Below are 14,492 nucleotides of genomic sequence, written 5' to 3'. Positions count from 1 at the left end.
CGGCGGCCGGACGCGGGCCGCCTCAGTGCCGGTGCAGGTGAGCGGTCGCCGTCTCGCGCAGCGACGCGATCGCGGCCTCCGGGTCGTCCGCGCCGAAGACCGCGGAGCCCGCGACGAAGGTGTCGGCTCCCGCCTCCGCTGCGATCTCGATCGTGCCGGGAGCGATCCCGCCGTCGACCTGGAGCCAGACGTCGAGCCCGGTGCGGTCCACCACGTTCCGGAGGGTGCGCAGCTTGGGCATCGTCTCCTCCATGAAGGACTGGCCCCCGAAGCCGGGCTCGACCGTCATCACGAGGACCTGGTCGAACTCGGGCAGGAGGTCGAGGTAGTCGTCCACCATCGTGCCCGGCTTGAGCGCGATCCCCGCCCGCGAGCCGATCTCGCGCAGGCGCCGCGCGAGTGCCACGGCGTCGCGCGCGGCCTCGGCGTGGAAGGTCACGGAGTAGGCGCCGGTCTCGGCGTAGTCGGGGGCCCACCGGTCGGGGTCGTCGATCATCAGGTGCAGGTCGAGCGGGCGGGGCGAGACGTCCTGGAGGCGCTGGACCATGGTCAGCCCGAAGGTGAGGTTCGGCACGAAGTGGTTGTCCATCACGTCGACGTGCACCAGGTCGGCTCCGGCGATGCGCTGCAGCTCGGCCTCGAAGTTCACGAAGTCGGCGGAGAGGATGCTGGGGTTGATCCGTGCGGGCATGCGTCCAGCCTAGATCGGAGCGTCCTCCGCGTCCGCCCGGCCGAGCGCGTTCCCGCTCCGGAGGGTTCAGGCGTCTCCGGACGCCGCCTCGAGGGGCCGGCGGCGGAGGAGCTGGACGAACATGGCGTCGGTGCCGTGCCGGTGCGGCCAGAGCTGCACGTGGAGGGGGCCGTCCGGCAGCGGGAGCGGGTCCGCCGTCACCGCGCGCAGCACGGCCGGCGTGTCGACGAGCTCGAGCTCGTGCCGCTCCTGCGCGAGGGCGAGCACGCGCCGGGTCTCGCCGAGGTGCGGCGAGCAGGTCACGTAGGCCAGCAGCCCGTCGGGAGCGAGAGCCCTCACCGCGGAGTCGAGCAGCTCGCCCTGGAGGGCGGCCAGCGGCTCCACATCGGCCGCGGACTTGCGCCAGCGCGCCTCCGGCCGCCGCCGCAGCGCACCGAGACCGGTGCACGGCGCGTCGAGGAGGATGCGGTCGAACGATCCCGGCTGCTCGTCGCCCAGGTCGCGCCCGTCGCCGGTGCGCACCTCGACCGACGGATCGACGGCGGCCAGCGCCTGCCGCACCAGGCCCGCGCGGCCCGCGACCACCTCGTTGGCGAGCAGCGCCGCCCCGCCTGCGCGCGCCTCCGCCGCGAGCAGCGCCGCCTTGCCGCCGGGTCCCGCGCACAGGTCGAGCCAGCGCTCGCCCGGGCGGACCGGCCGTGCCCGGGAGAGCGCCAGAGCGGCGAGCTGGGAGCCCTCGTCCTGCACGCGCACGCGGCCCTCGTGCACCGCGGGGAACGCCTCCGGGTCGCCGCCGGTGCTGGTCATGCCGACCGGCGAGAACCGGTCGGATTCGGCGTCGGCGATCTCGCCGGGAGACGCCAGGCCCGGCAGAGCCACAAGGTTCACCCGCGGAGCCGCGTTGTCGGCGGCGAGCAGCGCGTCGAGCTCGTCGGCCGCCCCCTCCGCCGCCAGCGCCCGTCGCAGGGCGCGCACGATCCACACGGGGTGGGAGCTCAGCGCGGCGATCCGGTCGTCGCCGGAGACCGCGGCCGCGGAGACCCGCTCGCGCCACTCGCCGGCGCTCGAGCGCGAGACCGCGCGCAGCACGGCGTTGGCGAAGGCCACCGCTCCCCGCGAGGAGCCGGCCGCGACGAGCGCGACGCTCTCGTTCACCGCGGCGTGCGGGGCCACGCGGGTCGCGAGCAGCTGGTGCACGCCCAGGCGCAGCGCGTCGAGCACCGGCGCATCGATGCTCTCGACGGACCGGCCGGCCGCGAGGGCGACCACGCGGTCGTAGTAGCCGGACATCCGCAGGGTGCCGTAGCAGAGCTCGGTGGCCAGTCCCGCGTCGGCGGGCGAGAGGCCGGCGGCGCTGATCCGCGCGGGCAGGACCAGGTTGGCGTAGGCGTCCGACCCGCTCACCGCGAGCAGGACGTCGTAGGCGACCCGGCGGGCGGGAGCGGCCTCGCGCCGGGCGCTCACGCGAGCACCGTGCTCTCGCGCAGGCCGCGGGCCCAGGCGGCGCCGGCCATCGGGGTCCTGCCGGCGGGCTGGACGGTGACCAGCTCCACCGCTCCGTCCGCGGTGCCGACGAGGGCGCGCCCCGAGTCGAGGCGGACGACGCCGGGAGCGAGGTCCCCCTCGGCCGCGCGGACCGCGAGCACCTTGAGGCGCGCGTCCCCCACCGCGGTCGAGGCCCCGGGCTCGGGAGTCGTTCCGCGCACGAGCGCGAGGACCCGCGCGGTCGGGAGGCTCCAGTCGATCCGGCCGTCGGCGGCATCGAGCTTGGGAGCGGGGGTCGCCTCTCCGGTCTGAGGAGTCGCGACGGCCGTGCCCTCCTCCAGCGCGTCGACCACGCCGAGGGTGAGGCCGGCGCCGCTCCCGGCCAGCTCCGTCAGCAGCTCGCCCGCGGTGCGCTCCCCCGCGTCGACGGCGAGCTCGGCGTACACGTCACCGGCGTCGAGCTCGGCGACCAGCTGGAAGACGCTCGCGCCGATCCGCGTGTCGCCCGCCATCAGCGCCCGCTGGACGGGAGCCGCCCCGCGCCAGCGCGGCAGCAGGGAGAAGTGCAGGTTGATCCAGCCCAGGCGCGGCACCGCCAGCAGGCGCTGCCGGACGAGGCCGCCGTAGGCCACGATCACGCCGAGGTCGGGGGCGAGGCCCGCGATCCGATCGGTCACGTCCTCGTCGAGGCGGTTCGCCCGGATCACCGGGATCCCCAGCTCCTCGGCCGCGACGGCGACCGGCGAGGGGGTGAGCACGCGCTTGCGGCCCACCGGGGCGTCCTCCCGGGTGACCACGGCGACGACCTCGTGCGCGGAGGCGGCGAGGTCGCGGAGGGTCGGAACGGCGGCGGCGGGCGTGCCGGCGAAGACGAGGCGCACGGGGGTCTCCTGGGGAGTCAGAGGATGTCGGGGTCGTCGAGACGGACCCGGAGCCGGGGGGCCGGCCGGAAGCGGCCGGGCGTGGTCGGCGGGCGACGACGGCGCGTGGCGTTGCGGATCACGGCGGAGCGGAGGCGCGCGGCCACATCCGCACCGCGAGCGTAGTCGAACCGGACGATCGCCCGGACGGAGCCGTCCTCGAGCCCGACAGGACCGAGGACCTCGTGCCGGTCGTCCTCGTCGAGCGCGTCGAGCGCCTCCTCCACCGCGTGCGCGTCGCCGCTCACCGTGGCCAGGCGCACCGCGGGCGGGAAGCGCAGAGCGCGCCGCTCCTGGAGCTCGGCCCGGAGGTACTCGGCCTGCCGCCAGGTCGCCAGGGCGGTCGCGAGCCGACCGCCGACCCCGACCAGGAGGACCGGCGCGCCCGGGCGGGCCAGCGCCGCGGCGTTCGACCAGGTGCGGAGCGCGTCGTCGGCGACCCGCAGGCTCTCGCGGGCCAGCATCCGCTCGCCGTCCAGCAGCAGGACGGCGTGGTAGCCGCCGTCGGCCCGCGGCTCCGCCCCGCGCGTGGCCACGACGAGCGCGGGCTCGTCGGGGAGGGTGAGCACGGGGCGCTGCCCGTCGGCGACGATCACCTTGGCACCCGGGAAGGCGCGTCCGAGCTCCTCCGCGGTGCGGCCCGCGCCGAGGGAGACGAGGCGCAGAGCCGTCGCCTCGCAGACGGAGCAGGTCCAGTCGGCCGCGATCAGGCCGCACCAGCCGCAGCTCGGCCGCCCGCCCTCGGAGTGCACGCCGAGCGGACCCTGGCAGCGGTTGCAGCGTGCGACGGTCCGGCAGCGGGCGCAGGCGACCACCGGCGCGTAGCCGGGGCGCGCGACCTGGACCAGCACGGGACCGGAGTCGAGGGCCTTCCGCGCCTCCCGCCAGGCGGAGGAGGGGATGCGCGCTGCCGCGTCGTGCTCGTCGGCCGCCCACTGCTGCGCGGTCGGCACGACGTGCGGGCGGCGGCTCGGCCGCGGCTCCACCTCGGTCGCGAAGCCGATCTCGACGAGCCGCTCGACCTCGACCGTGCGCGTGTTGCCGAGCAGGACGAGGCCGGCGCCGCTCTGCTCCTGCCGCACCAGGGCGACGTCGCGGGCGTGCGCGTAGGGTGCGAGCGGCTCGGCGAAGAGCGGATCGCCGTCGTCCCAGAGCGCGATCAGGCCGAGGGCGGAGGAGGGCGCGTAGAGGACGGAGCGGTTGCCGACGACGACCCGCGGCCCGGGATCGAGGCAGCGGACGAAGGCGGAGTAGCGCTCGGCGCCCTTCTGCCGCGCATCGAGGCGCACCACCGCATCCGCGGGGACGAGGGCGGCGAGAGCGAGCTCCAGCTGCTCCTGGTCGCGGTAGTCGGGGACGGCCAGGATCGCGTCGCGGCCCGCGGCGAGCGTGTCCCGGGCGAGCTCGGCGAGCGTGACGGCCCAGCCGCCGACCCACGCGCCCGAGTCGAGCCTCACCGGAGCCGGCACGGCGCCGACCGCCAGCCGGGCCCCCTCGGCGAGTCCCGCGAAGGAGGCGTCGGGGTAGCCCGTCACGCCGCCCGCCTCGACCGCGGGCGCCGCAGGAGCGGGACCCGCGGCGAGTCGCGCCTTCTCGACGCGGACGTGGCGGCGCGGCACGGCCAGGCGCAGCACGTCGCTCGCGCCTCCGGAGGCGCGGTCGGCCACCCGGCGGGCGAGGGCCCAGACCTCCGGGGTCAGCACGACGAGCGGCGAGACCAGCTCCTCGATGCCGCTGAGCGCTCCGGCGTGCTCGGTCCCCTCCCCCGTCTCGACGACGAACGCGTCGGCGATCCGGCCTCCGGTCCGCAACGGCACCCGCACGCGCACGCCGGGGACCACCTCGCCGCGCAGCGCCTCCGGCACCGCGTAGTCCAGGAGCCGGTCGAGCTGCGGGAGGGGCGAGTCCAGGAGCACGCGCGCGACGGCTCCGCTCGTCGCCATCGCCGCCGCGCCCGCTACGAGAGGCCCGCGGCGGAGCGCAGGTCGTCGACCCGGTCGAGGCGCTCCCAGGTGAAGTCGGGGAGCTCCCGGCCGAAGTGGCCGTAGGCCGCGGTCTGCGCGTAGATCGGGCGGAGCAGGTCGAGTGCGTGGATGATCGCGGCCGGGCGCAGGTCGAAGACCGAGCGGATCGCCTCGGTGATCGTCTCGTCCGAGACGGTGCCGGTGCCGAAGGTCTCGACGTAGAGGCCGACCGGGGCCGCCTTGCCGATGGCGTAGGCGACCTGCACCTCCAGCCGCGAGGCGAGCCCCGCGGCGACCGCGTTCTTGGCGACCCACCGCATGGCGTAGGCGGCCGAGCGGTCCACCTTCGACGGGTCCTTGCCCGAGAACGCGCCGCCGCCGTGGCGGGACGCTCCGCCGTAGGTGTCGACGATGATCTTGCGGCCGGTGAGCCCGGCGTCGCCCTGAGGCCCGCCGATCTCGAAGCGGCCGGTCGGGTTGATCAGCAGGCGCACGGCGGAGGAGTCCAGGTCGACCGTCTCGAGCACGGGGCGGATGACGTGCGCCGCGATGTCCGCGTGGATCGTCTCGGTGCTGACGTGCTCGGCGTGCTGGGTGGACAGGACGACGGTGTCGATGGTGGACGGCGTCGTGCCGTCGTAGCCGATGGTGACCTGGGTCTTGCCGTCGGGCCGGAGGTAGTCGAGCTCGCCCGACTTGCGGACGGCGGCCAGGCGCTCGGCGAGGCGGTGCGAGAGCCAGCTCGGCAGCGGCATGTACTCGGGGGTCTCGTCGGTCGCGAAGCCGAACATCAGGCCCTGGTCGCCCGCGCCCTGGCGGTCGAAGGCGTCCTCGCCCGCCTCGGAGGAGCGGACCTCGAGCGCCGTGTCGACGCCCGCCGCGATCTCGGGCGACTGCTGGCCGATCGAGACCGAGACGCCGCAGGAGCGGCCGTCGAAGCCCTTCTCCGAGGAGTCGTAGCCGATCTCGACGATCGTGTCGCGCACGATCTTGGGGATCTCGACGTAGCCGCTCGTGGAGACCTCGCCCGCGACGTGCACGAGCCCCGTCGTGACCAGCGTCTCGACGGCGACCCGGCTGTGCGGGTCCTCGCGGAGCAGGGCGTCGAGGATGCGGTCCGAGATCTGGTCGCAGATCTTGTCCGGGTGGCCCTCGGTGACGGACTCGGAGGTGAACAGGCGGAGGGGACCGGAGGTCATGCTTCTCTTCTCGTCCCGGCTCGTGCGGACCGGGGTCGTTCGTACCGGGAGTGGCCTGGCGGGCGCGATGCCGGGCGGCAGGCGATCGGCGCCTGGGCGGGCGGACCGGCGGGGCTAGCGCACGACCGCGTCGAGGACGCGATCGGCCACCTCCGCCTTGCTGCCCGAGGCCTCGCCAACTATATCGCCGGCCCGATCGAGGACCACGACGGCGTTGCTGTCGCTCTGGAAACCCTCGGCCCAGCCCACCCTGTTGAGGACGAGCAGGTCGCAGCCCTTGCGGGCGATCTTGGCGCGGCCGAGCGCGAGCATCGCGTCCCGGTCCGGCTCGGTCTCCGCGGCGAAGCCGACGACGATCTGCCCCTCCCGCCGGGAGGCGGAGATCTCGGCGAGGACGTCCGGGTTCTTGACGAGCTCGAGGACGAGACGGTCGCCCTGCTGCTCCTTCTTGATCTTCGCGTCGGCGACCGCGGCGGGCCGGTAGTCGGCGACGGCCGCGGCCATGATCACGACGTCCGCGCCGGTGGCCGCGGCGAGAGCGGCCTCGCGCAGCTCGAGCGCGGTGCCCACCGGGAGGACCGTGACGCCCTCCGGCGCCGGCACGTCGAGGTTCGCGGCGAGGAGGGTGACCTCCGCGCCCCGGGCCGCAGCGGCCAGCGCGAGCGCGACGCCCTGCCTGCCGCTGGAGCGGTTGCCGACGAAGCGCACCGGGTCGAGGGGCTCGCGGGTTCCGCCGGCGGTCACGAGGACGCGCACGCCCGCGAGGTCGCGGCGGGCGGAGGCGGAGCGGGCGTGGACGGCGAGGGCCTCCGCCACGATCGTCTCGGGCTCCTCCATGCGGCCGGGGCCCGAGTCGGCGCCGGTGAGGCGGCCGACCGCGGGGCCGACGACGTGCACGCCGCGGGAGCGGAGCACCGCCGTGTTCGCGACGGTGGCGGCGTTCGCCCACATCTCGGTGTGCATCGCGGGGGCGACCACGAGCGGGGCGGTGCTCGCGAGCACCGTGTTGCCGAGCAGGTCGTCGGCGAGGCCGGCGGCGAGCTTGGCGAGCGTGTGCGCCGTCGCGGGCGCGATCACGATGAGGTCGGCGGCCTGGCCGATGGCCACGTGCCGGACCTCGGCGACGCCCTCGTAGAGCTCGGTGTGCACCGGGTTCCGCGAGATGGCCTCGAGGGTGGGCTTGCCGACGAAGCGCAGCGCGGCCTCGGTCGCGACGACGTGCACGTCGTGCTCCGCGAGGACCAGCGCGCGGACGACTCCGACGGCCTTGTACGCGGCGATGCCGCCGGTGATGCCGACGACGACGTTGAGCCGTCGGCCGGCCTCGAGAGAGGAGCCCACCCGGAGGGGACTACTCGGCGAGGGGCTTGGCGACGAGCTTGTCCTCGTTGATCTCGTGCAGTGCGACCGAGAGGGGCTTGTCGTCGATGGTGGAGTCGACCAGCGGGCCGACGTTGTCGAACAGGCTGCCCTCGTGGAGGTCGGCGTAGTAGTCGTTGATCTGGCGGGCGCGCTTGGAGGCGAAGATCACCAGCGCGTACTTGGAGTCGACCTTCGAGAGGAGCTCGTCGATGGGCGGGTCGATGATGCCGAGGTTGTTGGCCATGGGTGTCTCCTTGCAGGCGCATCAGCGCCGATCTGCGGCTCCGGAGCAACACGGCTCGCGGGCTCCGAGGGGCGTGTGCCCGGTGGGACCCGGGGCGTCGGCCCGGAGGTGGTCGGTGGCCCGGTCTCAGCGGCCCGGGTCAGCGGGCGCGCCGTCGGCACGAGGCGACATCAATTCTACGACCTCGCGGGCCGCTTCGGGCACGGTGCTGTTGACGACGGCGAAATCGAACTCGTCCTGCGCGGCCAGCTCCACCTTCGCGGTGGCCAGACGGCGCTCCTGCTCCTCCGCGCTCTCGGTGCCGCGGCCGACCAGCCGGCGGACCAGCTCGTCCCAGCTCGGCGGCAGGAGGAAGACCAGCCGCGCGTCCGGCATCCGCTCGCGCACCTGGCGGGCACCCTGGATGTCGATCTCGAGCATCACCTGCCGGCCCTGCTCCAGCGCGGCGTCGATGGGGCCGCGGGGCGTGCCGTAGCGGTGAGCGTTGTGGACGACGGCGTACTCGAGGAACTCCCCCGCCGCGACCATCCGGTCGAACTCGGCGTCGTCGACGAAGTAGTAGCTGACGCCGTCCACCTCGCCCGGACGCGGGGCCCGGGTGGTGGCCGAGACCGAGAGCAGGACGTCCGGGTAGTTCTCGCGGATGTAGGTCGACACGGTGCCCTTGCCGACCGCGGTCGGACCGGCGAGGACGAGCAGGCGGTTGCGGCCGGGGCGGCGCTGCCGCGACTCCCGCTCCTCCAGGAACGACGACAGGCCCTCGACCTGGCGCCGGCCGAGCCCGCCGAGGCGCTTCGACTCGGCGATCCGCAGCTGGTCCATCACCCGGGGCGTCTTCACCACGCCGAGTGCGGGCACGGCGCGGAGCAGCTCGCTGACGCGCATCCGCCCCTCGACCCCGAGCGGCTCGGCCTGGGCCGCCGCGAGCACGGCGGTCGCGGGGCGGCGTCCGGCGGCGACGGCCTTCTTGACGGCGGCGCGGGCACGGCGCGCCGCGATCGCGGCCTCGGAGGCGGCGCGCCGGTCGACCTCGGGCGGCGAGGGACGGCGCACGGCCTCCGGGCGCGAGGAGGCGCCGGGATCGGGGCTGACGGTTTCAGCGGACAAGGGTCTCCTGGATGTCGGTCGCGCGGCGGGTGATCTCGGCCGCGATCCCCGAGGGGCCGGCGCCGAGCACGCTCCGCGACTCGCTGACGATGGTGGCGGCGCTCAGCGCGCCGAACAGCCGCTGCGCGTCCGCGACGGCCGCGCCCTGGTGGCCGAAGCCGGGCGCGAGCACCGGGAGTGCGGGGTGCAGAGGTTCGTCGATGCCGATGCCGAAGTCGCCCAGGGCGACCGTGGCGCCGAGCACCACGCCGATCGAGCCGATCGACGCGCGAGCGTGAGCGTCGTTCCAGGATGCCACGTCCGCCACGACCGCGCGTGCCACGGTGGATCCCGCCCGGCCGCCGTCCTGCACGAGGGCGCGCTGCACGGGGCGGGCCTCGGGGTTGGAGGTGGCTGCGAGGACGAACACGCCCTTGCCCGCCTCCTCGGCGAGGGTCAGCATCCCCTCGAGGGAGCCGAGCCCCTGGTAGGCCGCCGCGGTCATGGCGTCCGCCTCGAGCGGCGAGCCCGGCCGGAGCCACGCCTCGGCGTAGGCGGTGACGCTCGTGCCGATGTCGCCGCGCTTGACGTCGGCGATCACCAGCAGTCCGGCCTCGCGGGCGTCGGCGAGCACGCGCTCGAGCGCGGCGTAGCCCGCCGAGCCGTGCCGCTCGAAGAAGGCGATCTGCGGCTTGACGACGCCCGCACGGCCGGCCGCCGCCTCGACGACCGTTCGGCCGAAGCTCTCGAGCCCGGCCGCGTCGTCGGCGAGGCCCCACGCGTCGAGCAGGTACGCGTGCGGGTCGATCCCGACGCAGAGCCGGCCGTGCGCGGCGAACGCCGCCTCGAGGCGCGAGCCGAAGGAGGCGGTGCCCGCCGCGCCGCCGCTCACGCGGTGCGCTCCGCGCGGCGCAGGGCGTAGTCCTGCAGGCTCGTCACCTCGAAGGGCTCGTTCGCCGCGTCGAGCGAGGCGACCGCCGCCGCGAGCTGGGCGATCGTGGTGAACAGCGGCTTGTCCGCGGCGACCGCGGCGGCGCGGATCTCGTAGCCGTCGGCGCGGGTCGCTCCTCCGCTGGGCGTGTTGATCACCACGTCGACCTCGTCGCGGGCGATCAGCTCGACGATGGAGGGCGCGTCGCCCTCGGCGGTCTCGCTGTACTTGCGGACCACGCGGGCCTGGATCCCGTTGCGGTTCAGCACCTCGGCCGTGCCCTCGGTCGCGAGGATGTCGAAGCCGAGCTGGCGCAGGCGCAGCGCGGGCAGGACGATCGAGCGCTTGTCGCGGTCGGCGACCGAGATGAAGACGGTCCCGCTCGCCGGCATGCCGCCGTAGGCGGCGTCCTGGCTCTTCGCGAAGGCGCGGGGGAAGTCGCGGTCGATCCCCATGACCTCGCCGGTGGAGCGCATCTCGGGCCCGAGCAGCGAGTCGACGATCTGGCCCTCCTTGGTGCGGAAGCGCTTGAACGGCAGGACCGCCTCCTTCACCGCGATGGGAGAGTCCATCGGGACGTCGGAGCCGTCGCGCTCGGGCAGCAGGCCCTCGGCCTTCAGCGCGGCGATGGTCTCGCCCACCATCAGGCGCGACGCGGCCTTCGCGAGCGGGATGCCCAGCGCCTTCGACACGAACGGCACGGTGCGCGAGGCCCGGGGGTTCGCCTCGAGCACATAGAGCACGCCCTGGCCGATCGCGAACTGGACGTTCAGCAGTCCTCGGACGCCGACGCCCTGCGCGATCGCGAGGGTCGCCTCCCGCACCTGGTCGATCTGGCGGCGGCCGAGCGTCACCGGCGGGAGCGTGCACGCCGAGTCGCCGGAGTGGATGCCGGCCTCCTCGATGTGCTCCATCACGCCGCCGATGTAGAGCTGCTCGCCGTCGAAGAGCGCGTCGACGTCGATCTCGATCGCGTCGTCGAGGAAGCGGTCCACCAGCAGCGGGTGCGCCTCGTCGATGATCCCCTCGCCGGCCATCCGCTCGAAGTAGTCCTCGAGCTGGGGCGTTCCGTAGACGATCTCCATGCCGCGCCCGCCGAGGACGAAGGACGGACGGACGAGGACCGGGTAGCCGATCTCCACCGCGACCTCACGAGCGCCGTCGAGGTCGGTCGCGGTGCCGTTGCGCGGAGCGAGAAGCCCCGCCTCGTCGAGGATCCGCGAGAACGCGCCGCGCTCCTCCGCGAGGTCGATGTTCGCGGGGGTGGTGCCGAGGATGGGCACGCCGGCCGCCTCGAGGCCCGCGGCGAGCCCGAGCGCCGTCTGGCCGCCCAGCTGCACGACGACGCCGACGAGCTCGCCGGACTGCGACTCCGCGTGGATGACCTCGAGCACGTCCTCGAGAGTCAGCGGCTCGAAGTAGAGGCGGTCCGAGGTGTCGTAGTCGGTCGAGACCGTCTCGGGGTTGCAGTTGATCATGATCGTCTCGAAGCCCGCGTCCGAGAGCGCGAACGAGGCGTGCACGCAGGAGTAGTCGAACTCGACCCCCTGGCCGATGCGGTTGGGGCCGGAGCCCAGGATGACGACCTTGCGGCGGTCGGCGGCGACGACCTCCGTCTCCTCGTCGTACGAGGAGTAGTGGTACGGCGTGAGCGCCGGGAACTCGCCCGCGCAGGTGTCGACGGTCTTGTAGACCGGGCGCACGTCCAGCGCGTAGCGGGTGCGGCGGACCTCCGCCTCGTCGAGCCCGCGGAGCTCGGCGATCTGCGCGTCCGAGAAGCCGTGGTCCTTCGCCAGGCGGAGGAGTCCGGCGTCGAGGCCGTCGTGCTCGCGCACCAGGTCGGCGATCTCGTTGATCAGCACGATCTGGTCGAGGAACCAGGGGTCGATCTTCGTGGACTCGAACGCCTGCTCCACCGAGGCTCCCAGGCGCAGCGCCTGCTGCACGGTGACGATGCGGCCGTCGGTCGGGGTCCTCGCGATCTCGAGGAGCTCCTCGACCGAGCGCTCCTGCGCGCCCCAGTGGAACGACGAGCCGCGCTTCTCGAGCGAGCGGAGCGCCTTCTGCAGCGCCTGCGCGTAGTTGCGGCCGATCGCCATCGCCTCGCCCACCGACTTCATGGTGGTGGTCAGCGTCTTGTCGGCGGCCGGGAACTTCTCGAACGCGAACCGCGGGACCTTCACGACCACGTAGTCCAGCGTCGGCTCGAAGCTCGCCGGCGTCACCTTGGTGATGTCGTTCGGGATCTCGTCCAGGCGGTAGCCGATGGCGAGCTTCGCGGCGATCTTGGCGATCGGGAAGCCCGTCGCCTTGGAGGCGAGGGCGGAGGAGCGGGAGACGCGCGGGTTCATCTCGATCACGATGATCCGGCCGTCCGCCGGGTCGATCGCGAACTGGATGTTGCAGCCGCCGGTGTCCACGCCCACGTCGCGGATGATCCGGATGCCGATGTCGCGCAGCTTCTGGTACTCGCGGTCGGTGAGGGTCAGCGCCGGTGCGACGGTGATCGAGTCGCCCGTGTGCACGCCGACGGGGTCGACGTTCTCGATCGAGCAGACGACGACCGTGTTGTCGGCCGTGTCGCGCATCAGCTCGAGCTCGTACTCCTTCCAGCCGAGGATCGACTCCTCCAGGAGCACCTCGGTGGTGGGGCTCTGGTGCAGGCCGTCGCCGACCATCCGCACCAGCTCCTCGCGGGTGTAGGCGAAGCCGGAGCCCAGGCCGCCCATGGTGAACGACGGGCGGATGACGAGGGGGTAGCCCAGGTCCTCGGCGTACTCGATCGCCTCGTCGACGGTGTGCGCGATGTAGGACTTCGCGACGTCGGCGCCCGCGTCCAGCACCAGCTGCTTGAAGATCTGGCGGTCCTCGCCGCGGTTGATCGCCTCGAAGCTCGCGCCGATGAGCTCGACGCCGTACTTCTCGAGGATCCCGAGGTCGTGCAGCTGGATGGCCGCGTTCAGGGCCGTCTGCCCGCCGAGGGTCGGCAGGATCGCGTCCGGCTTCTCCTTGGCGATGATCGCCTCGATCGCCTTGGGCGTGATCGGCTCCACGTAGGTGGCGTCGGCGAAGTCGGGATCGGTCATGATCGTCGCCGGGTTGGAGTTGACGAGGATCACGCGCACCCCCTCGGCACGCAGCACGCGGCAGGCCTGGGTGCCGGAGTAGTCGAACTCGACGGCCTGTCCGATGACGATCGGGCCGGAGCCGATGACCAGGACGCTCTGGATGTCTTCCCTGCGCGGCATTACTTCTGCTCTCCGATGCTGCTGGTCGTGGGGATGTCGGTGGGCTCCGAGGCCCCGCGTCCGGCCGTGCGCTGCACGACCATCTCGCGGAAGCGGTCGAAGAGGTGGTTGGAGTCGTGCGGGCCGGCCGCCGCCTCCGGGTGGTACTGCACCGAGAAGGCGGGGATGTCGAGGCAGCGCAGGCCCTCCACGACCGAGTCGTTGAGGGAGTAGTGGCTGACCTCGACGCGGCCGAAGCCCTCGGGCGAGTCCAGCTCGCCCTCGATCGGCGCGTCCACGGCGAACCCGTGGTTCTGCGAGGTGATCTCCACGCGGCCGGTGAGCTTGTCGAGCACGGGCTGGTTGATCCCGCGGTGGCCGAACGGGAGCTTGTAGGTGCCGAAGCCGAGAGCGCGCCCGAGCAGCTGGTTGCCGAAGCAGATGCCGAAGAACGGCAGGTCGGCGCGCAGGGTGGTGCGCAGCAGCTCGACGTGGCGGTCCGAGGCCTCGGGATCGCCGGGGCCGTTGGAGAAGAAGAGCGCGGACGGGTCGAGCGCGAGCACCTGCTCGGCGGTCACGGACTCGGGCAGCACGTGCACGTCGAAGCCGCGCTCCGCGAGGTAGTTGACCGTCGAGGTCTTCACCCCGAGGTCGATGACCGCGACCGAGCCGACGCGCTCGCCGCGGGCGGGCACCGTGTACTGCTCGTCGGTCGAGACCGAGGAGGACAGGTTGAGCCCCTGCATCTGCCGGCCGCCGAGGACGAGAGCGAGCTGCTCCTCCTCGGGGAGGGCGAGGTCCTCGCCGGAGAACACGCCGGCGCGCATCGAGCCGGCCGAGCGGATGTGGCGCGTGATCGCCCGGGTGTCGACGCCGGAGATCCCGACGATGCCGTCGGTCTCGAGGTCGTCGCCGAGGGAGCGCTGCGCGCGGAAGTTGGAGACGACGCGGGAGGGGTCGCGGACGACGTAGCCGGCGACCCAGATGCGGCGCGACTCCATGTCCTCGTCGTTGGTCCCGGTGTTGCCGATGTGGGGCGCGGTCTGCACGACGATCTGGCCGGCGTAGCTCGGGTCGGTCAGCGTCTCCTGGTACCCGGTCATGCCGGTGGCGAAGACGATCTCGCCCAGGGTGCGGCCTCGGGCGCCGTAGGCCTGTCCCCGGAATCGTCGTCCGTCCTCGAGGACGAGGACGGCGGTGGGTTCGGTGCTGAGGCGTGTCGTTGGCACGGACTAGGAGCCCTTCTGGGTCGTGTCGGGGCCGCCCACCACGGCCCCCCCCACCCCCCTCACGTCCCCTCCGCCCGGCCAACGCAACGCCCCCCCCGCGACCGCCCCCCCGGCCCCGACCCCCGGCGCGGCCGCCCACCTCGCCGACAGGCCC

General features: G+C 73.9%; 11 protein-coding genes. All 11 read right to left on the bottom strand.

Annotated elements, in window-relative coordinates:
* Window positions 1-22 precede the first annotated feature (22 nt).
* On the bottom strand, window positions 23-691 hold the full coding sequence (rpe, locus tag C5B92_RS02780; RefSeq protein WP_104232661.1) for a ribulose-phosphate 3-epimerase: 669 nt from the start codon (window positions 689-691) through the stop codon (window positions 23-25).
* Between the two features lie 66 nt (window positions 692-757).
* The gene (locus tag C5B92_RS02775; protein WP_258061240.1) at window positions 758-2,155 is read right to left on the bottom strand and encodes an RsmB/NOP family class I SAM-dependent RNA methyltransferase; all 1,398 of its coding nucleotides are present in this window, start codon (window positions 2,153-2,155) and stop codon (window positions 758-760) included.
* Window positions 2,152-3,057, bottom strand: coding sequence for a methionyl-tRNA formyltransferase (locus C5B92_RS17135; RefSeq protein ID WP_104353136.1), 906 nt, complete (start codon window positions 3,055-3,057; stop codon window positions 2,152-2,154). Before C5B92_RS17135 ends, C5B92_RS02775 begins: the two co-directional genes overlap by 4 nt.
* A gap of 17 nt (window positions 3,058-3,074) precedes the next feature.
* Entirely contained in the window at window positions 3,075-5,039 is a 1,965-nt protein-coding gene (locus C5B92_RS02765) for a hypothetical protein (protein WP_104350041.1), read from the bottom strand.
* Between the two features lie 14 nt (window positions 5,040-5,053).
* A complete protein-coding gene (gene metK / locus C5B92_RS02760) occupies window positions 5,054-6,259 on the bottom strand; it encodes a methionine adenosyltransferase (RefSeq protein WP_104221839.1) in 1,206 nt (401 codons plus the stop codon).
* 114 nt (window positions 6,260-6,373) lie between these two features.
* Window positions 6,374-7,600: a bifunctional phosphopantothenoylcysteine decarboxylase/phosphopantothenate--cysteine ligase CoaBC gene (gene coaBC / locus C5B92_RS02755; protein WP_104292131.1), complete on the bottom strand. Its 1,227-nt coding sequence runs from the start codon at window positions 7,598-7,600 to the stop codon at window positions 6,374-6,376.
* A gap of 10 nt (window positions 7,601-7,610) precedes the next feature.
* Window positions 7,611-7,865 carry a DNA-directed RNA polymerase subunit omega gene (gene rpoZ, locus C5B92_RS02750; RefSeq protein ID WP_104221835.1) on the bottom strand — a complete coding sequence of 85 codons (255 nt, stop codon included), beginning with the start codon at window positions 7,863-7,865 and terminating at the stop codon, window positions 7,611-7,613.
* Window positions 7,866-7,991: 126 nt separating this feature from the next.
* Entirely contained in the window at window positions 7,992-8,918 is a 927-nt protein-coding gene (gene gmk, locus C5B92_RS02745; protein WP_181028723.1) for a guanylate kinase, read from the bottom strand.
* Window positions 8,919-8,961: 43 nt separating this feature from the next.
* Window positions 8,962-9,843 carry an orotidine-5'-phosphate decarboxylase gene (pyrF, locus tag C5B92_RS02740; RefSeq protein ID WP_104289019.1) on the bottom strand — a complete coding sequence of 294 codons (882 nt, stop codon included), beginning with the start codon at window positions 9,841-9,843 and terminating at the stop codon, window positions 8,962-8,964.
* The gene (carB, locus tag C5B92_RS02735) at window positions 9,840-13,130 is read right to left on the bottom strand and encodes a carbamoyl-phosphate synthase large subunit (RefSeq protein ID WP_104350040.1); all 3,291 of its coding nucleotides are present in this window, start codon (window positions 13,128-13,130) and stop codon (window positions 9,840-9,842) included. The genes pyrF and carB overlap by 4 nt, the downstream gene beginning before the upstream one ends.
* On the bottom strand, window positions 13,130-14,338 hold the full coding sequence (carA, locus tag C5B92_RS02730; protein ID WP_104225321.1) for a glutamine-hydrolyzing carbamoyl-phosphate synthase small subunit: 1,209 nt from the start codon (window positions 14,336-14,338) through the stop codon (window positions 13,130-13,132). The genes carB and carA overlap by 1 nt, the downstream gene beginning before the upstream one ends.
* Between the last annotated feature and the right edge of the window lie 154 nt (window positions 14,339-14,492).

Origin of the sequence: Rathayibacter sp. AY1A4 (assembly GCF_002930955.1) — a bacterium.
In the GTDB taxonomy this organism is placed as follows: domain Bacteria; phylum Actinomycetota; class Actinomycetes; order Actinomycetales; family Microbacteriaceae; genus Rathayibacter.
This window is presented reverse-complemented; position numbering and strand designations above follow the sequence as displayed.

Coding starts and splice junctions, on each gene's coding strand:
- rpoZ (WP_104221835.1), bottom strand. CDS start 7,865: ATGGCCAACAACCTCGGCATCATCGACCCGCCCATCGACGAGCTCCTC.
- metK (WP_104221839.1), bottom strand. CDS start 6,259: ATGACCTCCGGTCCCCTCCGCCTGTTCACCTCCGAGTCCGTCACCGAG.
- carB (WP_104350040.1), bottom strand. CDS start 13,130: ATGCCGCGCAGGGAAGACATCCAGAGCGTCCTGGTCATCGGCTCCGGC.
- rpe (WP_104232661.1), bottom strand. CDS start 691: ATGCCCGCACGGATCAACCCCAGCATCCTCTCCGCCGACTTCGTGAAC.
- C5B92_RS02765 (WP_104350041.1), bottom strand. CDS start 5,039: ATGGCGACGAGCGGAGCCGTCGCGCGCGTGCTCCTGGACTCGCCCCTC.